General features: G+C 46.7%; 26 protein-coding genes and 1 CRISPR repeat array (1 of these 27 only partly in view). Of the genes, 5 read left to right on the top strand and 21 right to left on the bottom strand.

Going from position 1 to position 24816, the window contains the following annotated elements:
* Window positions 1-1506: direct repeats of the CRISPR family, unit length 30 nt; unit sequence GTTTCCATACCTCTAAGGAAGTATTGAAAC (it extends 69 nt beyond the left edge of the window).
* A gap of 644 nt (window positions 1507-2150) precedes the next feature.
* From nadX to nadC, 3 genes are read left to right on the top strand one after another with little or no spacing between them, the layout of a single operon-like run.
* The gene (gene nadX, locus T2812B_RS06055) at window positions 2151-2876 is read left to right on the top strand and encodes an aspartate dehydrogenase (protein WP_004082138.1); all 726 of its coding nucleotides are present in this window, start codon (window positions 2151-2153) and stop codon (window positions 2874-2876) included.
* A gap of 12 nt (window positions 2877-2888) precedes the next feature.
* Complete coding sequence (gene nadA / locus T2812B_RS06050; RefSeq protein ID WP_004082140.1) at window positions 2889-3785, top strand: quinolinate synthase NadA; 897 nt, start codon at window positions 2889-2891, stop codon at window positions 3783-3785.
* A gap of 4 nt (window positions 3786-3789) precedes the next feature.
* Complete coding sequence (gene nadC / locus T2812B_RS06045; protein WP_008194698.1) at window positions 3790-4611, top strand: carboxylating nicotinate-nucleotide diphosphorylase; 822 nt, start codon at window positions 3790-3792, stop codon at window positions 4609-4611.
* On the opposite strand, the gene T2812B_RS06040 is transcribed toward nadC, so the two are convergent.
* From T2812B_RS06040 to T2812B_RS05940, 21 genes are all read right to left on the bottom strand, one after another.
* Window positions 4602-5060 carry a YaaR family protein gene (locus T2812B_RS06040; RefSeq protein ID WP_004082145.1) on the bottom strand — a complete coding sequence of 153 codons (459 nt, stop codon included), beginning with the start codon at window positions 5058-5060 and terminating at the stop codon, window positions 4602-4604. The genes nadC and T2812B_RS06040 overlap by 10 nt on opposite strands.
* Window positions 5057-5713, bottom strand: coding sequence for a hypothetical protein (locus T2812B_RS06035; RefSeq protein ID WP_004082147.1), 657 nt, complete (start codon window positions 5711-5713; stop codon window positions 5057-5059). The genes T2812B_RS06040 and T2812B_RS06035 overlap by 4 nt, the downstream gene beginning before the upstream one ends.
* Window positions 5697-6293: a bis(5'-nucleosyl)-tetraphosphatase (symmetrical) YqeK gene (yqeK, locus tag T2812B_RS06030; protein ID WP_004082149.1), complete on the bottom strand. Its 597-nt coding sequence runs from the start codon at window positions 6291-6293 to the stop codon at window positions 5697-5699. Before yqeK ends, T2812B_RS06035 begins: the two co-directional genes overlap by 17 nt.
* Window positions 6294-6575, bottom strand: coding sequence for a DUF503 domain-containing protein (locus T2812B_RS06025; protein WP_004082152.1), 282 nt, complete (start codon window positions 6573-6575; stop codon window positions 6294-6296).
* 14 nt (window positions 6576-6589) lie between these two features.
* Window positions 6590-7858, bottom strand: coding sequence for an alpha-amylase family glycosyl hydrolase (locus T2812B_RS06020; protein WP_008194696.1), 1269 nt, complete (start codon window positions 7856-7858; stop codon window positions 6590-6592).
* Between the two features lies 1 nt (window position 7859).
* The gene (gene fusA / locus T2812B_RS06015) at window positions 7860-9911 is read right to left on the bottom strand and encodes an elongation factor G (protein ID WP_004082156.1); all 2052 of its coding nucleotides are present in this window, start codon (window positions 9909-9911) and stop codon (window positions 7860-7862) included.
* Complete coding sequence (locus T2812B_RS06010) at window positions 9911-11572, bottom strand: phosphodiester glycosidase family protein (protein ID WP_004082158.1); 1662 nt, start codon at window positions 11570-11572, stop codon at window positions 9911-9913. Before T2812B_RS06010 ends, fusA begins: the two co-directional genes overlap by 1 nt.
* A complete protein-coding gene (locus T2812B_RS06005; protein ID WP_004082160.1) occupies window positions 11569-12873 on the bottom strand; it encodes a pyrimidine-nucleoside phosphorylase in 1305 nt (434 codons plus the stop codon). The genes T2812B_RS06010 and T2812B_RS06005 overlap by 4 nt, the downstream gene beginning before the upstream one ends.
* A 5-nt stretch (window positions 12874-12878) precedes the next feature.
* Window positions 12879-14117 carry a cell wall metabolism sensor histidine kinase WalK gene (locus tag T2812B_RS06000; RefSeq protein ID WP_008194692.1) on the bottom strand — a complete coding sequence of 413 codons (1239 nt, stop codon included), beginning with the start codon at window positions 14115-14117 and terminating at the stop codon, window positions 12879-12881.
* A gap of 3 nt (window positions 14118-14120) precedes the next feature.
* Window positions 14121-14840, bottom strand: coding sequence for a response regulator transcription factor (locus T2812B_RS05995; RefSeq protein WP_008194689.1), 720 nt, complete (start codon window positions 14838-14840; stop codon window positions 14121-14123).
* Window positions 14841-14900: 60 nt separating this feature from the next.
* Window positions 14901-15563: a hypothetical protein gene (locus T2812B_RS05990; RefSeq protein WP_008194686.1), complete on the bottom strand. Its 663-nt coding sequence runs from the start codon at window positions 15561-15563 to the stop codon at window positions 14901-14903.
* 68 nt (window positions 15564-15631) lie between these two features.
* Window positions 15632-15922 (bottom strand): 30S ribosomal protein S20, encoded by a 291-nt coding sequence (gene rpsT, locus T2812B_RS05985; RefSeq protein ID WP_008194684.1) that lies wholly within the window; start codon window positions 15920-15922, stop codon window positions 15632-15634.
* A 15-nt stretch (window positions 15923-15937) separates the two neighbouring features.
* Window positions 15938-17125 carry a methionine adenosyltransferase gene (gene metK, locus T2812B_RS05980; protein WP_008194682.1) on the bottom strand — a complete coding sequence of 396 codons (1188 nt, stop codon included), beginning with the start codon at window positions 17123-17125 and terminating at the stop codon, window positions 15938-15940.
* 73 nt (window positions 17126-17198) lie between these two features.
* Window positions 17199-17525 carry a hypothetical protein gene (locus T2812B_RS05975; protein ID WP_008194680.1) on the bottom strand — a complete coding sequence of 109 codons (327 nt, stop codon included), beginning with the start codon at window positions 17523-17525 and terminating at the stop codon, window positions 17199-17201.
* 4 nt (window positions 17526-17529) lie between these two features.
* Window positions 17530-18501, bottom strand: coding sequence for a M23 family metallopeptidase (locus tag T2812B_RS05970; protein ID WP_008194678.1), 972 nt, complete (start codon window positions 18499-18501; stop codon window positions 17530-17532).
* Window positions 18502-18514: 13 nt separating this feature from the next.
* Entirely contained in the window at window positions 18515-19009 is a 495-nt protein-coding gene (gene def, locus T2812B_RS05965) for a peptide deformylase (protein ID WP_008194676.1), read from the bottom strand.
* Complete coding sequence (gene surE / locus T2812B_RS05960) at window positions 19009-19752, bottom strand: 5'/3'-nucleotidase SurE (protein WP_008194674.1); 744 nt, start codon at window positions 19750-19752, stop codon at window positions 19009-19011. The genes def and surE overlap by 1 nt, the downstream gene beginning before the upstream one ends.
* Window positions 19712-20491 carry an energy-coupling factor ABC transporter ATP-binding protein EcfA1 gene (gene ecfA1 / locus T2812B_RS05955; RefSeq protein WP_008194672.1) on the bottom strand — a complete coding sequence of 260 codons (780 nt, stop codon included), beginning with the start codon at window positions 20489-20491 and terminating at the stop codon, window positions 19712-19714. Before ecfA1 ends, surE begins: the two co-directional genes overlap by 41 nt.
* Window positions 20472-21104 carry a class I SAM-dependent methyltransferase gene (locus tag T2812B_RS05950; protein WP_008194670.1) on the bottom strand — a complete coding sequence of 211 codons (633 nt, stop codon included), beginning with the start codon at window positions 21102-21104 and terminating at the stop codon, window positions 20472-20474. Before T2812B_RS05950 ends, ecfA1 begins: the two co-directional genes overlap by 20 nt.
* The gene (locus T2812B_RS05945; RefSeq protein ID WP_008194669.1) at window positions 21097-21648 is read right to left on the bottom strand and encodes a HAMP domain-containing sensor histidine kinase; all 552 of its coding nucleotides are present in this window, start codon (window positions 21646-21648) and stop codon (window positions 21097-21099) included. The genes T2812B_RS05950 and T2812B_RS05945 overlap by 8 nt, the downstream gene beginning before the upstream one ends.
* 5 nt (window positions 21649-21653) lie before the next feature.
* Window positions 21654-22844: a M20 family metallo-hydrolase gene (locus T2812B_RS05940; protein ID WP_008194667.1), complete on the bottom strand. Its 1191-nt coding sequence runs from the start codon at window positions 22842-22844 to the stop codon at window positions 21654-21656.
* A 104-nt stretch (window positions 22845-22948) separates the two neighbouring features.
* On the opposite strand from T2812B_RS05940, the gene xylA reads away from it, so the two are divergent.
* Both xylA and T2812B_RS05930 read left to right on the top strand, forming a co-directional pair.
* Window positions 22949-24283, top strand: coding sequence for a xylose isomerase (gene xylA / locus T2812B_RS05935; protein WP_004082185.1), 1335 nt, complete (start codon window positions 22949-22951; stop codon window positions 24281-24283).
* Window positions 24283-24774: a DUF192 domain-containing protein gene (locus T2812B_RS05930; protein WP_004082186.1), complete on the top strand. Its 492-nt coding sequence runs from the start codon at window positions 24283-24285 to the stop codon at window positions 24772-24774. Before xylA ends, T2812B_RS05930 begins: the two co-directional genes overlap by 1 nt.
* Window positions 24775-24816: the final 42 nt, after the last annotated feature.

The following is a 24816-nucleotide window of genomic DNA, read 5'->3' as shown; positions in this document are numbered from 1 at the left end:
TTTCCATACCTCTAAGGAACTATTGAAACATCGTTGAATAGCTCGAACTGCCTGGCGTGGAAGAAAGTTTCCATACCTCTAAGGAAGTATTGAAACATCTGGCAAATGATCGAAGACCTTGACGATGCTTCTCTGTTTCCATACCTCTAAGGAAGTATTGAAACACTGGAAGCCTCTTTCGATGTCGCCTCAGGAATTCGACGTTTCCATACCTCTAAGGAAGTATTGAAACAAATACAGCAACGCTTTTGAAAGTTACATCGGATATCCGTTTCCATACCTCTAAGGAAGTATTGAAACGTTTTGTAGTACCGGGCGACGTTGTCAAAGAGTTGGTGTTTCCATACCTCTAAGGAAGTATTGAAACTCTTTTTTGTCTCGTTGTAGAGCGCGTCCGCAACGGTTTCCATACCTCTAAGGAAGTATTGAAACCGTCAAGCCTGTAGTCGTCGGTGTCGAGGTTGTTGTGTTTCCATACCTCTAAGGAAGTATTGAAACTCTACGTCGAGAGAAAGCTTTTTGATTTTCCCGCGTAGTTTCCATACCTCTAAGGAAGTATTGAAACACGCTATTACGTCACCAGGCCTCAACTGTTCTTCAGGTTTCCATACCTCTAAGGAAGTATTGAAACCCCTCCTACCAGCCTTCTCCAGATGTCGGGATACTTGTTTCCATACCTCTAAGGAAGTATTGAAACAGGCGGGAATCCTCACACCGAACGAAGCAAGAGAAATGTTTCCATACCTCTAAGGAAGTATTGAAACACGATGATCCGGTAATGGGCAAAGTATATGTAGGAGGTTTCCATACCTCTAAGGAAGTATTGAAACGTGCCGTTCGATTGTTCCGTCGTATGTTCTATAAAAGCGTTTCCATACCTCTAAGGAAGTATTGAAACCGGTAGCCCTGCAAAGGGCATAACCAAGTACTACCCGTTTCCATACCTCTAAGGAAGTATTGAAACAAGATGATCGAGCACCTGCAGTTCGGATGCAGCGGAGTTTCCATACCTCTAAGGAAGTATTGAAACCAAGTCTATCAGAGGTGAGAGAATGTCACAAACACGTTTCCATACCTCTAAGGAAGTATTGAAACACAAAACACCAGAGGAAGCAAAGGAAGAACTCAGAGAGCTAATGTTTCCATACCTCTAAGGAAGTATTGAAACGTCCACCTTCCAGAATGAGCGGTCGTCCTGCGTTGTGTTTCCATACCTCTAAGGAAGTATTGAAACAACCAGAGGAGGTGTTTCTTATGTGGAAAATTAGGACGTTTCCATACCTCTAAGGAAGTATTGAAACGCGGGACAGAGCGACGGAAACATACGCGTTGACGAAATGTTTCCATACCTCTAAGGAAGTATTGAAACTTGTTGAGAACATCAAAAGATGGGTCAAAACATATCGGTTTCCATACCTCTAAGGAAGTATTGAAACGTAGGCGGGATAGGATCAGGAAAGACGTTCGCGGGGGCTGGTTTCCATACCTCTAAGGAAGTATTGAAACCCGTTGAGTTCAAGAGAAATTATACCACAAACACACTCTGAAAGCAAGATGTTTTTTGAACTTCCATATTCTCTCTTTCCATAAACCATTCTAACACACAAGAGAGCACCTTCAAGTACTGTTTGGAAAAATGGAATAATTGCATAGTCCAACAACGAAAGAACACAAGCAAAAAACAGAAGATAAATTATATCAACCTACGTCAGGGCATTTTGGGGTGTTTCTGGTAAAAATCGATTAGTTCTATGTTTCACAAATAGATGAAAGAAGGTCTCCCTCAATGTGTTAGAAGTTAACTATTGACTCCTTGAATTCAAATCACTTACATGTCATCGATTATCACAAATTCTCTTCATATTGTCTCTTCATATCATCCATTATTCCCTTTTTAACGCATAGCTTCCGGTACCACAAACCCGCATGAAATTTTTCGTTACCGGTAATTGCATACTCTGTATCGACCTTCCAGTGCCAGATACACGTATCACCCACTTTGTGAATGATTGGAACTAACCTGGTTTGTATGCATAAAATAATGTTGTTGGATATTAATATTTTTCACACTAATATTACAGCGACTTTTGATCAAAACAACTTGTCTTTTGTTTACAGCAGGTGTAAACTTATTTCTGGGGGTGTTGAGCATGACTGTTCTGATCATCGGAATGGGAAATATTGGGAAAAAACTCGTAGAACTGGGAAATTTCGAGAAAATCTACGCTTACGACAGGATTTCAAAAGACATTCCGGGAGTCGTTCGCCTCGATGAATTCCAGGTTCCTTCAGACGTCAGCACGGTTGTCGAATGCGCTTCTCCAGAAGCCGTTAAAGAATACTCACTTCAGATCCTGAAAAACCCTGTGAACTACATCATAATCAGCACCAGCGCTTTCGCGGACGAAGTTTTCAGGGAAAGGTTCTTCAGCGAATTGAAAAATTCACCAGCCAGGGTCTTTTTCCCATCCGGTGCCATCGGCGGTCTCGATGTTCTCTCTTCCATCAAAGATTTCGTCAAAAACGTCCGCATAGAAACAATAAAACCTCCAAAGAGTCTCGGCCTGGATTTGAAAGGTAAAACAGTCGTGTTCGAAGGAAGTGTTGAGGAAGCGTCAAAACTATTTCCAAGAAACATCAACGTAGCGTCGACCATCGGCCTTATAGTGGGCTTTGAAAAGGTAAAGGTAACAATAGTGGCAGATCCCGCCATGGATCACAACATCCACATTGTAAGAATCTCCTCCGCTATCGGAAACTACGAATTCAAAATAGAGAATATTCCATCACCAGAAAACCCAAAAACAAGTATGCTAACAGTCTATTCGATTCTCAGAACCTTGAGAAATCTCGAATCAAAAATCATATTCGGATGAGGAGGAAAAAACATGGTGGATGAAATTCTCAAACTGAAAAAAGAAAAAGGCTACATCATTCTTGCGCACAATTATCAGATTCCAGAGCTTCAGGACATAGCCGATTTCGTCGGTGATTCCCTTCAGCTCGCAAGGAAGGCAATGGAGCTCTCAGAAAAGAAAATTCTGTTTCTTGGGGTAGATTTCATGGCGGAACTGGTCAAGATACTGAATCCAGACAAAAAAGTGATCGTCCCCGACAGAAGCGCGACCTGTCCCATGGCGAACCGTTTGACACCGGAGATCATCAGAGAGTACAGAGAAAAATTCCCAGATGCACCGGTGGTTCTCTACGTGAACAGTACGTCCGAATGCAAAACGCTCGCCGACGTTATCTGTACGTCTGCCAACGCCGTGGAAGTCGTGAAAAAACTGGATTCCAGTGTGGTCATCTTTGGTCCGGATAGAAATCTTGGAGAGTACGTCGCGGAAAAAACAGGAAAGAAGGTCATCACGATACCCGAGAATGGCCACTGCCCAGTCCATCAGTTCAACGCTGAATCCATCGACGCTGTAAGGAAGAAATATCCGGATGCCAAAGTAATCGTTCATCCAGAGTGTCCAAAACCGGTGAGAGACAAAGCCGATTACGTGGGAAGCACGGGACAAATGGAAAAGATCCCAGAGAAAGACCCTTCCAGGATCTTTGTGATTGGAACAGAGATAGGAATGATCCACAAACTGAAGAAAAAGTTTCCTGACAGAGAATTCGTGCCACTCGAGATGGCAGTGTGTGTGAACATGAAGAAAAACACACTGGAGAACACTCTCCACGCTCTGCAGACCGAATCTTTCGAGGTAATTCTCCCAAAAGAAGTGATCGAGAAGGCAAAGAAACCGATCCTTCGAATGTTCGAACTCATGGGGTGATATGATGGAGAAAATCCTCGACCTTTTGATGAGTTTTGTCAAAGAAGATGAGGGAAAACTCGATCTCGCCTCTTTCCCGCTTCGAAACACAACTGCCGGCGCTCATCTTCTTTTGAAAACGGAAAACGTGGTTGCCTCTGGTATAGAGGTTTCTCGAATGTTCCTGGAAAAAATGGGATTGCTTTCTAAATTTAACGTGGAAGACGGAGAGTACTTGGAAGGAACCGGGGTGATAGGAGAGATAGAAGGCAACACCTACAAGCTTTTGGTCGCGGAGAGAACTCTCCTCAACGTTCTCTCTGTTATGTTTTCTGTGGCTACAACAACAAGAAGGTTCGCCGAAAAACTTAAACACGCAAAGATAGCAGCGACGAGGAAGATCCTGCCCGGTCTGGGAGTTCTTCAAAAGATCGCTGTGGTGCACGGAGGAGGAGATCCCCACAGGCTCGATCTGAGCGGATGTGTGATGATAAAAGACAACCATCTGAAGATGTACGGCAGTGCCGAACGGGCTGTTCAGGAGGTCAGAAAGATAATACCCTTCACCACAAAAATAGAAGTCGAAGTGGAAAATCTGGAGGATGCACTGAGAGCGGTTGAAGCTGGAGCGGATATTGTCATGCTGGACAATCTCTCTCCCGAAGAAGTGAAGGACATATCCAGGAGAATAAAAGATATCAATCCTAACGTGATCGTGGAAGTGTCCGGTGGGATCACGGAAGAGAACGTTTCTCTCTACGACTTTGAAACAGTCGATGTGATCTCCTCGAGCAGACTGACACTCCAGGAAGTGTTTGTGGATCTCTCACTCGAGATTCAGCGGTAGAGGTTGAGGATCAGTCCGTTTATCTCTTCTATTCTGGCGGCCAAGTTTATGGTCTGCCACTCGTTTTTCATGATCTTCTCCGTGAGATCCATCAGTTTTTCGTTCACTTCTTCGACTACCAAGTGGAGCCTTGCACGGCCACTGTTCATATCGAAACTTCCAGCCAGTTTGTAGATTTTCTTCTCTATGAGTTTCAAGAACTCCTTTATAGCGTTTTTGTATCTCTTCAAGTTGGAAGGAGTGGGGGAGCGCACGAGCTCGTTTCCTGAGTCGATCACTTCTTCCACAGCTTCCTCGAGCAGTTTTTCGAAGTGGTCTTCTTTCACATCCTCCAGAATATCGAAAAACTCCTTTTTCTTCGACTCACCAACTCTGGAAGTCTTTCCGGATTTTTTACCCTTCACTTCCTGGTTCTTCAGAGACTCCCCACCGAGAGGATCTATCCTCACCTTTTCATCTCCTCGGAGATGGCTTTGAGTTTCTCCGAGTCCAGATACAGTCTCTCGTACTTCTTGCCTTGAACTTCTATCACAATGGGCTTTTCCGTCACCGTCGGCGCTTCGAAAACGTCTACGGCGTAGTTCGAAATCTTCTCAAAGAACTTGTAGAGAGAGAACCTGTTCAGGTTGTTGAAACCGAACTTTTTCAACCAGCTTCCAACAAAGAGAAAGTCGAAAAACTTCAGTTTTCTTTTAGAGAACTCTTTAACGAAGTTCGAAAAACTCTCACACTGCTTTCCGAGAAGATCCTGACAGAGTTTTAGAAACTCTTCCTCAGACATAACGGAGTAGAAGGCTCTTTCAGCCTTTACATCAAGAAGGTTCTCCATCTTTTCAAGATCGCTCAGAGGTCTTTCAGAAATGATCGTTTCTCTTCTTTCGGGATCAAAGGACTCCTTTGGAAAAGAAACGACGAAGACCATTCTCTTCGAATCGTCTATTCTCACGAAGTAGCTATTGTCTCCCACTCTGAAGAGATAGTGAACCTCTGCTGCTTTGTAATCCGGGGAGGTGAGGAACGATCTGTAGTAAAGGAACAAAACGGCAGAGAGAGCAACAGCGATCAGCACAATTACCAGTACGATTTTACTCGACCTCTTCATCGACAAGACCTCCTCTTCCCATAAGAATGCTGTTCCACAGTTCAACGGTTTCCGGGATCAACAGGTAGTTCTTCCCGACCGCGTAAAAGATCTTGTTTTTCAAAACCTGAAAGAATCCTTCCTCCAGGTTCCTGAAAGCGATCCTTCGAAGCTCATCCACCCCTGGAAAGTCACGCGTGAACTCCAGAGAATCGGCTATGAACAGAATCTTTCCTACGGTTTTGAAGCTCACATGCCCTGAGGTATGATAAGCTACCGCGTTGAGAACTTCTTCGTCTTCCACATTGAAGCGCCTTTTCAAAAATTCCGCCGCAACTTTTCCATGCAGAAGAACGGGGTGTGTTCTCTCCAGTTCCGAAATCTTCAGACCATAAGCTTGGGCCATTTTCAAAAGCTTCCTTGGTGGAACGTCTCTGAAGAGATCGTGAGAGATAGCTGCAAGTTCCAGTTTATTTGAATCCGCACCGTACATTTCTCCCAGTTTCCTTGAAAATTCCACCACCGATCGCACGTGGTTGATCCTTTTTCTCGAAAGAAGCCTCTCCATAATGCTTTCAAGCTCGTTCGTTATCACGACCATTCACCACACCTCTCTTTCGATCTCTTCCACTTCCATTCCCGGATAAAGATCCAGATAATCGATGATTGAATCGAAAACTCTCTCAATAACGGCTCTGTCAGTGTTCACCATGGCGATTCCTATTTCAAAGAAGCTCTTCGAATCGTGCGCTCCTACTTCAGAGATGGAGATGTTGTACTTTTTTCTCAAATCGTTCATCAGTCTCTTCAGGATTCCTCTTTTTTCTTTCAAAGATCTCACACCGAAAAGTCTCACTCTCAGACTCACAACACCTACACTCATTCTACCACCCGCTCTCAGTAGAGCACGAAAGAGAGTATCAGAGGTTCTTTCCCTATCTCAACAGTCGCGCGGGAATTTTTCACAGGAACTCGAACGATCTCATCGTTGAACACGTTCTTCGAATGTATACACGCGTTTTCCCAGATACCGGAGAAGTCGAGAGTTACTTTTGTGTTTTCAAGAAGGGGATTCAGCATACAGAGGATGTATCTGTTTTCGTATCTCCAGAGATAAGATATCACCTTCTCTGGTTGATCGTTTTTCACAAAAAGCATCTCTCCTTCACTGAAAACACTTGTTCCGTATCTGTAGTGTGCGAGTTTTCTGTGAAGAATCGAGATTCTGTTCTCTTCCATGGGAAACGGTAACGTGTACTCGTTGAATATGTCCACGTCTTCTTTGAGACCGTACTCCTGTCCGTTGTGAACGAGCGGAACTCCCTTGAAGGTGAAAAGAAACGCTATCCAGTGGACCAGCGAATCCTCTTCGATGAACTTTGCAATTCTCGGCTGGTCGTGGTTTTCCAGAAACCTCATCTTTATGTAACCTCTGGGATACATGTGATCCTGCATCCTCAAGAAATCCACATACTCCCTCAAACTGCCTCTTCCTTCTATGAAATCCCTGAACTTGTAGTAGCCATCGTAGTCGTAAGTGATATCGAACGCCTGGTACATATAGGGATCGTGTGTTTCAGAAAGCCAGATGAGTCTCTTCACAGGATCGAGTTCTTTCCTTGCCTGCAGCCAGAAGTCCAGTGGGACAAGTCCTGCTACATCGCATCTGAATCCATCGACGTCGAATTCTTCGACCCAGTACTTCATCATGTTGATCATGTACTTTCTCAGCTCTCCATTCGAATAATCGAAATCGACTATATCTGTCCAGTCCGGAACCTTCCTTGTGGGATTTCCCTTTTCATCCCTGAGGAACCACTCGGGGTGTTCCCTGACTAAGACGTTGTCAGCTGCCGCGTGGTTCAGGACCATGTCCATCAAAACGTACATGTTCAACTCGTGAGCTCTCTTCACGAATCTCTTGAAGTCATCTTTTGTTCCTATGAGGGGATCTATCTCGTAGTAATCGCGTATGGCGTATGGAGATCCTAGAGTGCCCTTTCTTCCTTCTATCCCGGTAGGATGAATGGGCATCAACCACACTGTGTTGATGCCCATTCCTTTTAGTCTTTCAAGATCTTTTATGAGAGAATCGAATTTCTTTCCTTTTTCTCCTGGATAAGCGCGTGCAAAGGCTTCGTATATTATCAGCCTTTTGAAGTTCATCTCACTTCTCCTGTTCCTGCATCTCTCTTCTTCTCTCTTCGATGATCTTCTCCTGTATGTTCGGAGGCACTATTTCGTACCTCTGGAACCTCATCGTGAAGTATCCTCTACCGCTTGTGATGGAAGAAAGTTTGCTGGAAAAGTCGAGCATCTCAGCGAGTGGAACCTCTGCCTTCACCTTTACCATGCCTTTTCCAGACGGCTCCATTCCAAGGGGTCTTCCCCTTCTACTGGAGATCTCTCCCATCACGTCTCCTGCGTTCTCTTCTGGGACAAAGACCTCAACTTCCATTATGGGTTCCAGGATGACGGGTTTTGCCGCTTCCATTCCTTTTTTGAAGGCCTGAATAGCGGCTATCTGGAACGAAATATCCGAAGAGTCCACTTCATGGTAAGAACCATCAAAGAGTATGACTCTGACATCCGTCACAGGGTATCCCGCCAGAACGCCCTTCTTCATGGCTTCCCTGATACCCTTATCGACAGATGGTATGAAGTTCCTCGGGATCACTCCACCAACGATCTTGTCAACGAATTCGTACCCTTGTCCCCTTGGAAGAGGCTCCAGCTGTATCTTCACGTGACCGTACTGACCGTGTCCACCCGTCTGTTTCTTGTGCTTGTGTTCGGCGACAGCGGTTGTCGTGATCGTCTCTCTGTAGGCGATCTTCGGCTTTCCAACTTCCACATCGACACCGAAGATCTTCTTCAATCTCTCTATCATGACGTCGAGGTGCATCGCACCAAGACCAGAAACGACGGTTTCTCCTGTTTCAGGATCGTATTCCCACACGAACGTTGGGTCGGAGTCCGAAAGCCTTGAAAGTCCACTGCTGATCTTGTCGATATCGGACTTCGATTTTGGATGAACTGATCTGGAGAACATGGGTTCCGGGAAGGCAGGAGGCACTATTTTCACCCTTCTGTCTCTGTGTGCGAGTGTTTCTCCAACGGCACCCTCCTTGAGTTTCAGAAGAACAACGATCTCACCGGGACCAGCGGATTCAACTTCCTTCTGCTGTTTGAGGATAGGAACATAAACGTGTCCAACCTTCTCTGTAACATCTTTCTGGACGTTCACGACGGTATCACCGGGCCTGAGAACACCAGCTATAACCTTGGCGAAAGTGATTCTTCCAACGAACTGGTCAACCACGGATTTGAAAATGTAGGCGCAGAACGGTTCTTCTTCAGAAAATTTCACTTCTATCTCCGTTCCATCTTCCAGGAGTGCCTTGTACGAAGGAGCTTCCTCGGGAGAAACGCCTATGTCTCCCAGATAATCGAGAAGAAGATCCAATCCTATTCCTTTCAACGCGGATCCCGAAAGTACAGGCACGATTTCTCCCTTTTTGTAACCTTCTTTGAGTACTCTCATGAGTTCGTCGTATCCGATATCTTCGCCGTCGAGATACCTCATCATCAATTCTTCATCTTGTTCCACGATATCTTCGAGAATTTCTGATCTCATATCGTTGAAGCTCTCTGGCATGTCTTCTTCTTGAACTTTATCTCCATCGTACCTGTAGGCCTTTTTCTTCAGAAGATCCACGACACCCTCGAAGTTTTCAGCCGCACCGATTGGAACAACTACCGGGACGATCTTTCTGGAGAACCTCTCTTTCAGTTCTGCCACCACATTCTCAAAATTGGCTCTCTCTTTATCCATCTGGTTGACGAAAACTATGATGGGTTTTTTCATCTCATCCGCCATGTTCCATGTTCTTTCGGTCTGTATCTCCACACCGGCAACGGCGTTCACCACGGAGATGATGTTTTCAGAAACGAAAATCCCGTTTATAACCTCCGATATGAAATCCGAGAATCCAGGGGTATCTATCAAATACACCTTTTTGCCTTTCCATTCAAGGGACGCCACGTGTGAGGAGAAACTGGCTCCTTTCTCCTCTTCTACAGGATCGTAATCCACGTACTTTGTATCTGCTTTGTCGATCAGACCTGATTTGTAAAGAATCTGTGCGAGAAGAAGAGATTTACCCGATCCGTTGTGCCCTATCAAAGCGGCCGAACGCACATTCTGAAGTCCTCCCATCACTTACCCACCTCCGTCTTCTTTTTCTCCCAGACTACGATTCCCACAGGTATCGCGGCTGTGCTGTTCTCCGTCCTGCCGAAGAGACTGCCAGCCACTGCCATTACAGAGGAGCTTCCCCCATCTACACACATGGCGTCTTCGAACCCCCTGGAAACAAGAAAGTCCACGAGTTCATCGTAAGTCAATCCCCTCGTTATATGATTATAACCTTCGAAGACGAGAAACCAAAGCTTTCCATCTTTTGTAGCAATAACCGTCCTTGGAGCCTTCGCGTACGCTATTCCACCACCGTACCTTGCCTTCTCTTCCCAGGCATCTGGGATCGGAGCACCGTTCTGGATGAGAAGAGGACCCCCTTCAACTGCCTGCTTTATGCGCAGCGGAATGTTTGGCTGAAGAGATATATACACTTCGTCTCCTTCTTTGAGATCAGAGAGGTATTCTTCGTACTTCTTGCTGATAGAAACAACATACTCAGAATCTTCCGCGTGGCTTTTGTATCCAATTTGCGATACTTTGCTGTCTTTCACCACGAAGTAGATTTTGTCGTCTTTCTTCGGTATCTCTTTGGAGAATTCCTTTGTGTAAACGAGGACTTCACCTTCTCCGAGGGTGTTTATTCCCTTCACGAGAAAGAGGACATCCTTCACCATGAGTGTGACATCCACTATAACCCTTCCTATGAACACCTCGTTGTCCTCGGTGATGGCAAAAACCGGTCTTCCGCTGAACATGGCAGAATACGGTTTCCCATCTATCACAACAAGACCGATGGGGAACTTTGTGACCGGGTCGAAGTAGTTGCCGTTTATCCCGGCGATGCCTCCCACTCTTTTCACCATTTCGTCGAGCCGCTCGATGGTCCCAAAACCGTTTTCCGACACAACCGGTTTTATCGTTACCTTCTCTGGATCCATTATGAGATAATTGACAACCGTCTTCTCACCCTCGTCGAATTCTTCGATTTTCCTTTCGAAGACTACTCCATCTGCGACCTCCAGCCTTCCAAAGAAACCTTCGACGAGGAGAAACCGGAAAAGCAGTTTCCCATCACCAATGGAGTACTCCACGTCTGGATAAAAGTTTCCCACATCTACAATAAACGAAAGACCATTTTTCTCAAGTTCAACCTTTATGTCTTCAGAAACATTTGGAAGACTCACCACAACAGGAGACAGATTTATTCTGACTCTTCCCATGCTTTTTTCCACACTCACCATATCAGGAACGATCGTTCCCGTGTATGTTATCGTAACTCCATTTTTTTCCTTCGCCGCTGAAAGCACGATCGGAAGGGAATCGTAGATCAGAACCTTCTCACCTTTCGTGTACATTTGATAGCCTTCCATCACCTTTTTTAAGGCATCGATAGGCACGAAAAGAAGGCCATCTACGAAGAGCGGAGGGGAGAGTTTTTCCACAAAATCAAAAATCGTCTCATGCTCTTTTATGAAGAGCACGTGGTTGTCGTAGACGATGTAGTGGTAGCCGTTCGAATGTATGTAACCAACTCCGGCAGGTGCGAGATCCTCAGCGCACACATAATAAATCCCTTCACTGAAGACGGTTCTCAACGGAAAAGCCTTTCCACCACTGATCAGGTAGGAACCAAAAACGACACTTGCGAAGATCAAAAGAACCAGAATTATTTGCTTCATTTGATCACCTCTTCAACAACTCTGGGTGGTTCTGAAGGAGAGTCAGAGATCACATACGCTTCTTTCAGAAGTTTCAGAGCGCTTTCAACATCACTCCTGTCTGACACGAAGAGTCTCGCTATCGCCTCTCCCTTTTTCACAGAGTCGCCGAGCTTTTTCTCAACGATGATTCCAACGCTGTGATCGATTCGATCTTCTTTCTTTTTCCTTCCCGCTCCAAGCATCATCGATGCAATACCCACTTTCTCCGCGTCTATCTTTGAAACAAAGCCCTCTCTCGCTGCAGAGAATTCCACCACCTGTTCTGCGACCGGGAGCACTCTCCACGGGTCATCCACCACTCTTTCGTTTCCTCCCTGAGCCTTGACGAGAAGCCGAAACTTATCCAGAGCCTCTCCTGTTTCGAGCTTTTCCTGCAAGATCTTCTTTCCTTCTTCAAAATCCGCCACTCCGGCAAGTTCCAGCATGAGAGCTCCCAGAGTAAGCGACAGTTCCTTCAAATCCTCAGGACCGTTTCCTTTCAGAGTTTCTATCGCTTCTATCACTTCCAAGGAATTTCCAACGGCTTTTCCGAGGGGTTGATCCATATTCGAGAGAACGGCGACCGCTTTTTTTCCATGCTGCTGGGCTATTCTGAGCATGAGAAAGGCGAGTTTTTTCGCGTCTTCGAATCCCTTCATGAAAGCACCTGTTCCGAATTTCACATCCAAAACGAAGGCATCGCTCCCACCGGCGAGTTTTTTGCTCATGATACTGGAAGCGATCAGAGAAATCTCGTCAACGGTTGCCGTTGCGTCGCGGAGTGCGTATATCTTCTTATCGGCGGGAACAAGATTCCCCGTCTGTCCTACAATCGCTATTCCATATTTTTTGACGTTTTTGATGAATTCTTCAAGGGAAAGTTCCGTCCGAAACCCAGGAATCGACTCCAATTTGTCGATGGTTCCTCCTGTGTGACCAAGGGCCCTTCCAGACATCTTGGCAACAGGTACCCCAGCAGAAGCCACAAGAGGTGCGACGACCAGGGTTGTTTTGTCACCGACTCCCCCCGTCGAGTGCTTGTCCACCTTCGTTCCCGGTATTTCCGATAGGTCGAGTACCTCTCCCGATCTCATCATCGTCTCCGTGAAGTAGTAAGTTTCCTCCTCGTCGAGATGGCGGAAGTAAACGGCCATCAAAAAAGCTGCCATCTGGTAGTCTGGAATCTCACCTTTCACGTATCCACCAACCATGAACTCTATTTCTTCTCTTGAAAGCTTCTCCCCGTTTCTCTTCTTGAGTATCACATCGTAAGCTCTCACTTTATTCACCTTCTTTTCGGCAGGAGCACCCTCATCAGCGTTCCCTGGTTGATCTCACTCTCAACCTCTATCTTTCCTCCGTGTTTGTCAACGATCGTTTTCACTATCGTGAGACCCAATCCCGTTCCGCCCATCTTTCTGGAACGCGCTTTATCCACCCTGTAGAACTTCTCGAAGATTCTGCTCTGGGCTTCCTTGGGTATTCCAGGTCCCGTGTCTTCTACCTCAACAACCACCCAGTCCGGTGTATCGTAGGCCCTCACCCAGACCTTCTTTTCTCCTTTTTCCTTCAAAGATGTGTATTTGACAGCGTTGTCCACAAGATTCAGGAGCATCTGGATCAGCCTTTCTTTGTTTCCCCTGACCACAACATCCTCACATTCAACGATGAGATCCACTTCGTTCTCCTCGGCTATCGGTTGTATGATTCTGTAAACGTATTCTATCACTTCACACAGATCCACATCTTTCATTTCAAAATTGGCTTCGCTTTCTTCTGTTTTCTCAAGATCGAGAAGATCGTTGATGAGGCGTGTCATTCGAGCGGATTCTTCCTCTATGATCTTCAAAAACCTTTTAACCAGTTCCTTGTTCTCCAGATCATCTTCGAGGAGCGTTTCCGCATAACCATGGATGGAGGTGAGGGGAGTTCTGAGTTCGTGTGAAACTGTGGCTATGAATTCTCTTCTCATCTCGTCGAGCTTTCTTTCCTTGGTCACGTCATGGAAGAGAATGACAAAGATTTTGTCGCCGCTTTTCAGCTCGACGGGTATCACCTTCACGTGGAAGTATTTCTTCTCGTTACCAACATAGGTAACGAGAGTTCCTTCCTGCGGTTCTTCGCTTTTGATTGTTTCTTCCACCATCTCGTTTATATAGTAATCTTCGAATATTTCATAATAAGGTCTTCCTTCGGGGTTGATTCTGCCTTGCACGAGTTCACGGGCAATTTCGTTCAAAAATGTGATCTTTCCCTCTCGATCCAGAATGAATATGGGTTCGCTGAGGCTGTTCAAAATCGTGAGAAAGTTATCTCTGCTCACTTCGACACGTGAAATTGTTTCTTTCAGATTGTCCACGTACTTTTTCAGTCTCTCGAAAAGATAAAGTGGGGGAACACCCTTTTCCCCCAGCATATCTGACAGCTTTTCGATGAGAATTTTGTACTCGGAGAGACGCTTCTTGAACACCAGAAAGAGCAGGACGAATAGAACGGCTACTATGACGAACAGGAACACACTCATAGATCAGTCTTCCTTTCCGGGGTCTCTGAATTTGTATCCCTTTCCTCTCACAGTGATTATGTATTTCGGATTCGAAGGATCTTCTTCTATCTTCGTTCTCAGCCTTCTTATGTGAACATCTACAGTTCTCGTATCTCCGTAGTAATCGTATCCCCAGAGTTTGTCCAGAAGAACATCCCTGCTGAAAACCTTTCCTTCGTTTTCCGCGAGGAACCTGAGCAGTTCAAATTCGAGAGGAGTGAGATTCACCTTTTTCCCTCTCACCTTCACTTCGTACTTTTCCACATCGATCTCAAGGTCTTTTGCTACGATCTTCTTTGGTCTTTCTTCCTTGCTCTGAGTCGCAGCGGAGAGTCTTCTGAATATAGCCTTCACCCTCGCAAGAAGCTCTCTCACGCTGAACGGCTTGGTGATGTAGTCGTCCGCACCGAGCTCCAGTCCAAGCACCTTGTCGAATTCCTCTCCCTTCGCACTCAGGAAGATCACGGGGGTGTTCTTGTATTTCTCCATGGATCTGATCTTCCTGACCAGCTCGAAGCCGTCGATTCCAGGAAGCATGATATCCACTATGAACATGTCCACGTCTTCGTCGTTGGCAATTTTGAGTGCTTCCTCTCCATCATAAGCCTTGAGCACCTCGTATCCTTCCTTGGAAAGGTTGTATCCTACCAGCTCAAGAATCGCCGGGTCGTCGTCAACCACCAGAATCTTCTTTTTCGCCATCTTCGATCCCCCGAAGGGGTACACCTCCTTTCAGATCTGGTTTCTATACTATTTTAACATTTATGAACTCGTTTTTTGATAGGACCTTTTCCTGAAAGTGAACCACGCGGAAAGAAACAGGAAGAGCAGAAACAGAGACACGTAGAAGAAGATCATCGTTTTGTTCGCAAAGAAGGTTTCTGGTTTGAACTCTATTCCGAAAAGATCGGAAAGATAAAACAAAACCAGCACTGAAAGAATCGCTGCTCCCACCACAACTGAAAGGATTCTCGCGAATTCTTTTTCCTTGCGGTAAGCAGTCAGACCGGCTAAAAGTCCGATGAAAACGGAAAGTCCGAGCGTTATCCAGTTCATGTACTGAACACCCTGAAGATTAAAAGAACTCACCAGAAAGTTTATAACGTAGTAGGCAACGAAAGTCACGGTGACGAAAGCAGCGAGGAACACCAGGTATCTGTACAGGACGTAAAGCACAACGGCGGTCAAAACACCGGTTGCCACCAGTGCGATAACTTTCACATTCTCATTTGCGAGATAGGATTTGAGAAACTCAATATTCGAAAGAAGAGGAAACACGAAGTTGATGCCGATGACAAAACCGATCACCGCAAAAGCTATGTGCTCCACGTACCTGGCAGCGAACATGAGAAACAGAGCAGCAGGTAAAGAAAAATACCAGTTTTCAATAATCAACCTGAAGAAATCCCCCATCAACCCCTCCATGCACAATCCCTCCCTTTAAAATCAGAAATGCCCCGCAAGGGGGCTAACTTTCAAAAACCGTAAGAGATTCACTCCTGAGCTGTTTCGAGAGCCCTCAGGTATTCGTTCACCTTCTTGAGAAGTCTCGCTTTTCTTCTCGCACCCTGATTCTTGTGGATGACTCCCTTGGAAACAGCTTTGTCTATAGCAGCCTGCGCTTTCTTGGTGAGTTCAAGAACGACTTCTTTTGGTTCTTTGTTCTCAATAGCTTTGAGAACCTCTTTTATTCTGTTCTTGAAGAAAGTCTTGTAAGCCTTGTTTCTGAGTCTCCTCTTTTCAGAAACTCTGACCCTTTTCTTCGCAGATTTCGTGTTTGGCACTACCTGATCCCTCCCTTACATATTGAAAGCTCTCTTCAGCTCATCTACCATGTCGAGTTTCTCCCATGTGAATTCCTCTTCGTTCCTTCCAAAGTGACCGTAGGCGGCTGTTTTCCTGTAAATGGGTCTCAAGAGGTTCAGTTTCTTTATGATCGCACCCGGTCTGAAATCGAACAGTTCAGTGATCACCTTGAGAAGTTTGTCTTCATCCACCTTAGAGGTTCCAAACGTGTCGATCATTATGGAAACGGGTTTCGCGACACCTATAGCGTAAGAAAGCTGTATGAGGAACTTGTCCGCAAGACCTGCAGCCACAACATTCTTCGCTACATATCTTGCCATATAGTGAGCTGATCTGTCAACCTTTGTGGGATCTTTTCCGCTGAACGCCCCTCCGCCGTGGGGTACCCAACCACCGTAAGTGTCAACGATGATCTTTCTCCCTGTGAGTCCCGTGTCAGCCATGGGGCCTCCAAGAACGAATCTCCCTGTTGGATTCACCAGTATCTTCATTTTGTCGTCCCTGTACTGCTCTGGAATCACGGGATTTATGACGTGTTCTATTATCGCCTCTCTCAGATCTGCTTGGGAGATATCCGGATCGTGCTGGGTTGAAACAAGCACAGTGTCGACTCGGACTGGTTTGTCGTCCTCGTATTCTATGGTCACCTGTGTCTTTCCATCCGGTCTGAGGAAAGGAAGAGTCCCGTTCTTTCTGACCTCAGCGAGTCTCATGGCGAGTTTGTGAGCGAGAGTTATGGGAAGAGGCATGTACTCAGGGGTTTCATTGGTGGCGTAGCCGAACATGATCCCCTGGTCACCCGCTCCGAGTGCCTCGAGCTCGTCGGCTACTTCCTCTCCGGTTTTGACCTCAAGTGCCTTGTCCACGCCGAGAGCTATGTCAGGAGACTGACTGTGGATGCTGGTGAGTACTCCACAGGTTTCCCCATCGAATCCGTACTTTGCCCTCGTGTATCCTATCTCCAGAATGGTCTTTCTCGCTATGTCAGGAATCTCAACATAAGCTCTGGTGGTAACCTCTCCCGCGATGATGACAATCCCCGTCGTTACGAGTGTTTCAACGGCAACCCTGCTCCTTGGATCCTGCTCGAGCATGGCGTCGAGTATGGCGTCAGAAATCTGGTCGGCGATTTTGTCCGGATGCCCTTCTGTTACGCTTTCGCTGGTGAAAAGTCTTCTCATCTCCCATCCTCCTTTCGCTGATCTTATAACAGCCTTGATAGTTTATCACAATCTTTCTTAAAAAAAGGTTACATCATTGTTTTTGCGACTCTTCAAATTCTTCTCGGGTTATAAAAGTTCCACCCTCCAGAGAAACAGACACCGGTTTATAAGAAGACGTGAAGGTTGCAACAAGATGTATCCTGTTGGGACATTTCGAACCCACATAGAGTTTGTCTATCTTGTAAGGAACGCCTGGGTTATCGTAATCCACGATGAAATCGTATCCCGTTCTCAGATGACTCCTGAAGACTTCCCCACACCTGTCACATTTTATGTAAACTACAAGGGATCCCTTTTCCCTGTAAAACGGGTTTTTGTTCAGGTCTTTCTTTTTCTTTCCAAAAAACAGAAAGAGCATGATTTCACCTCCGCTGCAGGTAGAAAGAAAATTCCTTCTTCATGCCCCAGATGTCTTCAAGAACGACCGTGTATCTGGCAAAGTCGGGAGCCTTTCCCAGTTCAGGGAATTTGTTAACCTTTATCATCGAAGAGAATGTTTCAGGGAACAATCTATACCAGAGCTCAAACCTGTACGCAGCCGAAACGGACTTCCTATCGTACACTCCCCAGACGTTTGTGAACTCGGACCAGGGAATCTGATCGAAAGAGATCTGATAAATCTCTTCACCTTCCAGAAGGAGTGAAATCTTCTTGAGTCCTAACGTGTTGTTGAACCCTTTTGAATAGGCTTTGATCGCAAGATCCGGGAAATTTCCACTGAACGGGTACGTCCTCCCCTCGACGAAATCGTACACACTGTCTCCTATCTTTATTTTTTCCAGAACAATATCCTCATCCACGGGTTTTGGAAGGTTCAAGAAAGTCGAAGGGTCGTAGGAAACTTCCTCGTTCCTGTCTCTTATCTCGAAGTGTGCGTGGGGAATGGGTGCCTCTCCTGTGGTTCCTGAGTATCCGACGACTTCACCTTTTTCGAACCAGATTTCTCTCTCTGGAAAGTTCACGACGATCCTCACGTTTCCGAACTCTTGTTTCAAAGAACTCGCTATCGTTTCCAGCTTCTTCGAGAATCTGCTCAGATGGGCGTAGAGCGTTCTGTATCCATTCTCGTGTTCCAGAACCACTGTGTAGCCGTATATATCGTCTTCATCTATTTCCAACCTGACGAGCCAGCCTCTTTCGGAGGCGTATATAGGAACTCCTTCTTTCAATCCCGTGGAAAAGTCGATCCCCATGTGAAAATGAGGTCCTCTGTTTCCGCTTCCTCTGTACTCACCGAAAGTTGCCGAAACCCTTGGAGAATCAACGGGTGCGGAGAACGAAAACACAACCGCGGAGAGCATCATCAAGGAAATCAAAAGCAACCATCTTTTCACGTCTCTTCCCTCCTCATCTCTTAACGGTTCTTGCTATGTCCATGAGTTTCTTTCTGAGCAAAAGGCGCTTTGCTGGACTGATTCGATCGATGATCAAAACTCCGTCCAGATGATCGAACTCGTGTTGAAAAACCCTTGCAGCGTAACCTTCCAGTTCTTCTTCCACGTATTCTCCCTTTGTGTTCTGGTATCTGACCTTTATTCTTTTGCTCCTCTCTATCTCAACGAAAATCTCGGGAAAGCTGAGGCACCCTTCTTCTGCTACTTCAGTTTCTGGATCGATTTCAAGAATCTCCGGGTTTATCACGGCAACCGGGCCATTTCCAACGTCCATGACGAAGAACCTCTGAGATATTCCAACCTGCGGTGCCGCGAGACCCACGCCGTCGTAGTGGTACATCGTCTCTATCATTCTCTCTATGGTCTTTTTCAGGTTATCGTCGAACTTTGTGACGGGTTTTGCCCTCTTTCTCAAAACGGGATCTCCAAAGACTCTTATTCTGTACATCAATCGTACACCTCCCTTAACTTCTTCAGACACGCTTCGTTCGTGAGGAAAGGATGTATCGGAGTGATGGAGACGTACCCTTCTCTAACCGCTTTGTAGTCAACATCGTCTCTATCGTCGTCTTCGATGACCTCTCCCATCATCCAGTAGTACTTCTCCCCAAAGGGTGAGACTCTCTCTTCGAAGTAATCGTTCCACCTTCTTCTGCTCTGCCTTGTGAATCTCCATCCCTTTATCTCACCAGCAGGTACGTTTATGTTCAGCATGGTGAAAGGATCGAGGAGTGAGAAGTCGAATTCTTCCAAAAAGTCGATCAGAAAACGTGCAGCTCCTTCAAAATCGGGGCTCTCGTAGTTCGCACTCGATATGGCAATCGAAGGAATGTTCATCATGGCACCTTCCATCGCACCCGAGACCGTCCCAGAATAGAGAATATCCATGCCCATGTTGGGTCCCCTGTTCACACCACTCACAATGAGATCGACCCTTTTATCCATGACCACGTTGTAGGCGAGTTTCACACAGTCCGCGGGTGTTCCTGTGGTGGAGTACGCAACCACCCTCTCTGAGATGAAAACCTTCTTCATCCAGAGCGGAACGTGTATGGTGATGCTGTGACCGGTTGCACTCCTCTCTTTATCGGGAGCCACCACGAACACCTCGTGTTCCTCGGAAAGAAGCTCCGCGAGGACGATGATCCCCTTAGACTGTATCCCGTCGTCGTTGGTTACCAGAATTCTCATACCGATCCTCCCACAGGTTTATCTTCCCACATTTCTTCCAGAGTTTCCACTTGAAAGGAATCTCCACATCGCCGAACTCTCTTTCCATGAATTTCTCCCAGCTTCCACAGAAATCGATTGTACCATTCGAGATGTGGAGTATGAAGTCCATATCATCCAGATACTCCAGCTCGTGCGTTACCAGTATTATTCCCTTTCCTTCATTCTTGAGGCTTTCGAGCACCTGAAATATCTCCCTCTGAGAGGGAGGGTCCAGCATGGAAACCGGCTCATCTAAAGCGAGAAAGTGTGTGTCTCGAGCGAGCATCGAGGCGATTGCAAGCCTCTGTTTCTGGCCTCCTGAAAGGCTCAGCGGGTCTTCCTTTTCGAGACCGGAGAGTCCCACCAGTTCCAGGACCTTCTTTATTCTCTTTCTCATTTCGCTCTCGTCGAGCCCCAGTATCTCCAGCGAAAAGGCCACGTCCTCCTCCACGGTGGCACCTATGATCTGTGAAGACGGATTCTGGAAGACGTAGCCCACGTTCTTTCTCAAAAGAAACGGATCCGCTGGTGAACCGTCCAGGAAAATCTCTCCCTCGGCTTCCAGGAGTCCTGCGAGGATCTTCAAAAGGGTGGTCTTCCCGGAGCCGTTTTTTCCCACCACAACGTAGATCTTCCCCGTTTCGAACTCGGCGTTCACGTCCTTCAAAACGTAGTCTCCGTTGTATCTGAAGGAAACGCTATTCAGCGTTATCTTCATCTTCTTTCAATCCCTTCACGGATCTGTAAACCCTTATTCCACCTGTTTTGCAGAGCTCCTCCACGTTCCCGAAAACCTCTTTCATGAAATCTCTGATCCTTCTGCCACCTTTGTTGTGGTAAGCGACGATCTGAAGGCTTCCGCCCTCTTCAAGGAACTCGGGAGCCCTTTTCACTATTTCCATCCAGACTTTCTTTCCTGCAACGATCGGAGGATTGCTCACGATCATGTCGAACTTCATACCTTCCCATGGCTCGTAGAGATTTCCCCACCTTATATCGACTTCGACGTTGTGATTCTTCGCGTTTATCTTGGCGAATTCCACTGCGCGCTTGTTTATGTCACTCATGTAAACTTCAAGATCTGGATATTCTCTTTTCAGGACGATTCCTATCACACCGTAGCCGCATCCAAGATCGAGCACTTTCTTTCCGTGGACTTTCAGGTTTTCAAGGAGCACCTGCGTGGCTTTGTCTATCTTTCCGTAAGAATACACACCGGAAGGTGTTTTGAAAATGTACTCATGACCGTTTTTTAGAACGAGTTTCGCTTCCCTGACCTTCAGCTTCGATGTGGGTTCCACCGTGTAGTAGTGTTCGAATTTTTCACTCATTGTTTTCACCTCCTTTCAATTCTTTCTCAAGATTTTCCAGAGTTTCAAAGAGAAAAGCTGCAAAACCGGGGTTCTCCGGGTCCCAGAGTCCCTTCTGCTTCAGTTCGATGGTATTTATCTCATAACCGTCTCCATTTTTCTTCCTGACGATGTGCCAGTTCACATCGGGATCAGAAAGAATGAGACTCGCAAGTGCTCCGGCTACGTCCCCAACCGGCTGGCAATCCACACTTTTCAGATAGAACCGCGCTTCCACTCTCGTTCCCTTTCCTCTTTCTGTGTGTAATTTAACGAATCCTCCCGTCTGTTCCGTGGCCTGTTTCAAAAACGGAAGACCGAGCCCCACTTTTCTCAGCCTGGGATCCCTTGTGGTGAAGAAGGGATCGAACACCCTCTCTGGATTCTCTATCCCCGGTCCATCGTCTTCCACAACGAAAGTGAACCATTCATCGGTCTCTTCTATCTCTATCTTTATGTTCTTCGCTCCTGCTTTCACGGCGTTTTGCGCTACATCCATGAGGTGATCAGCGATCGTTCTGAGCAATCGATTCACCTCTCGGTTCCGAGAAGTGCGAACACCTTCGCATCTTCCACCATGTGCGATATCCTTCGGTACTCGTTGGGCTGATGAGCAGTCTCGTCTATTGTGCTCCAGACGACCGCGGGCCAGCCTTTCTTTCTGAAGAACGCAGCGCAGGTGCCTCCACCTATACCTCCCACTTTCGCTTCCAGCCCTCTTAGACTTCTCAAAACATTGGAAAGTTTCACCACGAGTTCCGAATCGGGTGGAGTTGGCTCGGGCGCGGGCTGTTTCACGACGACCTCCAGCTCTGCACCTCTTCCATCGAGAATCGACTTGACGATGGACAGCACCTCGTCGAGATTGTAGCGAGGCAGGACCCTGCAGTCGAAGTAAAAGACGAATCTGCCGGGAACGGTGTTCACGTTGTCCACAGTTTTTTCAGCGCGAGTGGGCTCGAACGTGCTGAGCGGTTCATCGAAGAGTTCATCTCTATCGGAGTATTTCCTGTGGAGTGCTTCATCTATCTCTGTTATGAGATGTGCACCCTTTCTGAGAGCGTTCTCTGTTGTTTGCGGTCTTGAAGCGTGTCCCTGTTTTCCGTTCACCATCACTTTGAACCACAGGATGCTCTTCTCTGCGATCTCGATGAAGTCTCCCTTTTCGTTTCCAGCATCCGGGACCAGGAACATATCCTCTGGGCTGAACAACCCTTTTTCTATCAGATATTGGATTCCATACTCACTTCCCGCCTCCTCATCGGCAACGAGTGCAAGACCGAAGTTGTACTCGGGAGTGATACCAAGGTCGATAAGGGCCTTCCCAGCGTATATGGAGGCTATCATGGAACCTCCGTTGTCTTCGGCTCCCCTACCGTAAACTTTCCCGTCCTTCACAACGGGCACGAAAGGATCCGTCTCCCACAAAGAGAGATCTCCCGGTGGTACCGTGTCGATGTGAGTCACGATCCAGAGCGTTTTTTCTCTATTTTTTCCCGGAATCTTTGCCACAATGTTCGATCGCCATATACCCCTATCGTCTCTCACATCGCAGTGGTCGACCTCGAAACCGAAATCCCTGAGGAGGCCTTCAAGCCAGTCGGCCTTTTCTTTCTCTCCCGGGCCTCCAAAAGCAGGATTCACCGAGTTGATGGAGATGAATTTCTTCAAGGATTCCACCATTTCCTCTCTGAGCTCTTCTATTCTTTTTGTGATCTCCATTGAAAACACCTCCCAGATTCAAGTATATCCTAAAAAAATATTTGAAATGATACCCCAAGATTTTATATAATTGATTGATAGAAAAAATTTAGGGAGGTGTTTACATGGCAGAATTTTTCCCAGAAATCCCAAAGATTCAGTTTGAAGGTAAGGAAAGCACGAACCCGCTGGCGTTCAGGTTCTACGATCCGAACGAGGTGATCGATGGGAAGCCCCTCAAGGATCATCTGAAGTTTTCCGTCGCCTTCTGGCACACTTTCGTGAACGAGGGAAGAGATCCGTTTGGAGATCCAACCGCTGAACGCCCATGGAACAGGTTCTCCGATCCCATGGACAAAGCTTTTGCAAGGGTGGACGCTCTCTTCGAGTTCTGCGAAAAGCTCAACATCGAGTACTTCTGTTTCCACGACAGAGACATCGCTCCCGAAGGAAAGACGCTCAGAGAGACAAACAAGATACTGGACAAAGTGGTGGAAAGAATTAAGGAAAGAATGAAGGACAGCAACGTGAAACTCCTCTGGGGAACGGCGAATCTGTTCTCCCACCCGAGGTACATGCACGGCGCCGCGACGACATGCAGTGCGGATGTCTTTGCCTACGCGGCGGCCCAGGTGAAGAAGGCCCTCGAGATCACAAAAGAACTAGGAGGAGAAGGCTACGTCTTCTGGGGTGGAAGAGAAGGCTATGAAACACTCCTCAACACAGATCTCGGGCTGGAACTCGAAAATCTCGCGAGATTTCTCAGAATGGCAGTGGAGTACGCAAAGAAGATCGGCTTCACCGGACAGTTCCTCATAGAACCCAAGCCGAAAGAACCCACCAAGCACCAGTACGATTTCGATGTGGCAACGGCCTACGCTTTCCTGAAGAACCACGGCCTTGATGAGTACTTCAAGTTCAACATTGAAGCGAACCACGCGACACTTGCCGGTCACACATTCCAGCACGAACTGAGGATGGCAAGGATCCTCGGAAAACTTGGAAGCATCGACGCCAACCAGGGAGATCTCCTGCTCGGCTGGGACACCGACCAGTTCCCAACGAACATCTACGACACAACACTTGCCATGTACGAAGTGATAAAAGCAGGAGGATTCACAAAGGGTGGCCTCAACTTCGACGCGAAGGTGAGGAGGGCTTCCTACAAGGTAGAAGATCTCTTCATCGGTCACATCGCAGGAATGGACACCTTCGCCCTCGGCTTCAAGATAGCGTACAAACTCGCGAAAGACGGAGTGTTCGACAAGTTCATCGAGGAAAAATACAGAAGCTTCAAAGAAGGTATCGGAAAAGAGATCGTAGAAGGAAAAACCGATTTCGAAAAACTCGAAGAGTATATAATAGACAAAGAAGATATCGAACTTCCATCTGGAAAGCAGGAGTACCTCGAAAGCCTGCTCAACAGCTACATAGTGAAGACAATAGCAGAACTGAGGTGATGTGGGGTTTGAGACCCCTTTTCTTGAGACTTCAAAAGTTTCTTCTGCCACTTCTGATCACGATCGGAATAATTGTTGTAGTCGTTGTATCCGGACAGAGCGACAGGGTGAAGTTCCCAAAAGGAAGGATTGTGATCACAGATGGTGAAAAGTCACTCAAACTGGATGTGGAAATAGCGAACACCCCCGCTCTTCGTTCCATTGGTCTGATGTACAGAAAGAGCATCCCGGACGATTTCGGGATGCTCTTTGTTTTTGAAGAGGACACCTGCTCGGGTTTCTGGATGAAGAACACGTACGTTCCCCTCGAGATCGCTTTCATAGACAAAAACGGTGTCATATTCTCCATTCAGGAGATGGAGCCATGCAAAGAGGAACCCTGCAAGATCTACTACGCACCAGGCCCTTTCAGGTACGCTCTCGAGGTGAAGAAAGGCTTCTTCGAAAGGCACAGATTCGGCGTGGGAAGCAGGGTTTCAATAGAGAAATGATCACAATATAGACTGCGGCTTTGGGTACAGTCTAACTTCGGT

It is taken from the genome of Thermotoga sp. 2812B (genome assembly GCF_000789335.1).
Lineage (GTDB): Bacteria > Thermotogota > Thermotogae > Thermotogales > Thermotogaceae > Thermotoga > Thermotoga maritima.
This window is presented reverse-complemented; position numbering and strand designations above follow the sequence as displayed.

What these genes read in the sequence shown, in the direction of transcription:
- T2812B_RS06025 (WP_004082152.1), bottom strand. Translation starts at nt 6,575, where the DNA reads ATGAGTGTAGGTGTTGTGAGTCTGAGAGTGAGACTTTTCGGTGTGAGA.
- fusA (WP_004082156.1), bottom strand. Translation starts at nt 9,911, where the DNA reads ATGGGAGGACTTCAGAATGTGCGTTCGGCCGCTTTGATAGGGCACAAC.
- def (WP_008194676.1), bottom strand. Translation starts at nt 19,009, where the DNA reads ATGTACAGAATAAGAGTCTTTGGAGATCCCGTTTTGAGAAAGAGGGCA.
- T2812B_RS05995 (WP_008194689.1), bottom strand. Translation starts at nt 14,840, where the DNA reads ATGGCGAAAAAGAAGATTCTGGTGGTTGACGACGACCCGGCGATTCTT.
- T2812B_RS05930 (WP_004082186.1), top strand. Translation starts at nt 24,283, where the DNA reads ATGTGGGGTTTGAGACCCCTTTTCTTGAGACTTCAAAAGTTTCTTCTG.
- ecfA1 (WP_008194672.1), bottom strand. Translation starts at nt 20,491, where the DNA reads ATGAAGATAACGCTGAATAGCGTTTCCTTCAGATACAACGGAGACTAC.
- T2812B_RS05940 (WP_008194667.1), bottom strand. Translation starts at nt 22,844, where the DNA reads ATGGAGATCACAAAAAGAATAGAAGAGCTCAGAGAGGAAATGGTGGAA.
- yqeK (WP_004082149.1), bottom strand. Translation starts at nt 6,293, where the DNA reads ATGGTCGTGATAACGAACGAGCTTGAAAGCATTATGGAGAGGCTTCTT.
- xylA (WP_004082185.1), top strand. Translation starts at nt 22,949, where the DNA reads ATGGCAGAATTTTTCCCAGAAATCCCAAAGATTCAGTTTGAAGGTAAG.
- T2812B_RS05990 (WP_008194686.1), bottom strand. Translation starts at nt 15,563, where the DNA reads ATGGAGGGGTTGATGGGGGATTTCTTCAGGTTGATTATTGAAAACTGG.
- nadC (WP_008194698.1), top strand. Translation starts at nt 3,790, where the DNA reads ATGGAGAAAATCCTCGACCTTTTGATGAGTTTTGTCAAAGAAGATGAG.
- T2812B_RS06035 (WP_004082147.1), bottom strand. Translation starts at nt 5,713, where the DNA reads ATGAAGAGGTCGAGTAAAATCGTACTGGTAATTGTGCTGATCGCTGTT.
- T2812B_RS06010 (WP_004082158.1), bottom strand. Translation starts at nt 11,572, where the DNA reads ATGAAGCAAATAATTCTGGTTCTTTTGATCTTCGCAAGTGTCGTTTTT.
- T2812B_RS05950 (WP_008194670.1), bottom strand. Translation starts at nt 21,104, where the DNA reads ATGAGTGAAAAATTCGAACACTACTACACGGTGGAACCCACATCGAAG.
- T2812B_RS05975 (WP_008194680.1), bottom strand. Translation starts at nt 17,525, where the DNA reads ATGCTCTTTCTGTTTTTTGGAAAGAAAAAGAAAGACCTGAACAAAAAC.
- metK (WP_008194682.1), bottom strand. Translation starts at nt 17,125, where the DNA reads ATGAGAAGACTTTTCACCAGCGAAAGCGTAACAGAAGGGCATCCGGAC.
- nadA (WP_004082140.1), top strand. Translation starts at nt 2,889, where the DNA reads ATGGTGGATGAAATTCTCAAACTGAAAAAAGAAAAAGGCTACATCATT.
- surE (WP_008194674.1), bottom strand. Translation starts at nt 19,752, where the DNA reads ATGAGAATTCTGGTAACCAACGACGACGGGATACAGTCTAAGGGGATC.
- nadX (WP_004082138.1), top strand. Translation starts at nt 2,151, where the DNA reads ATGACTGTTCTGATCATCGGAATGGGAAATATTGGGAAAAAACTCGTA.
- T2812B_RS06000 (WP_008194692.1), bottom strand. Translation starts at nt 14,117, where the DNA reads ATGAGTGTGTTCCTGTTCGTCATAGTAGCCGTTCTATTCGTCCTGCTC.
- T2812B_RS06020 (WP_008194696.1), bottom strand. Translation starts at nt 7,858, where the DNA reads ATGAACTTCAAAAGGCTGATAATATACGAAGCCTTTGCACGCGCTTAT.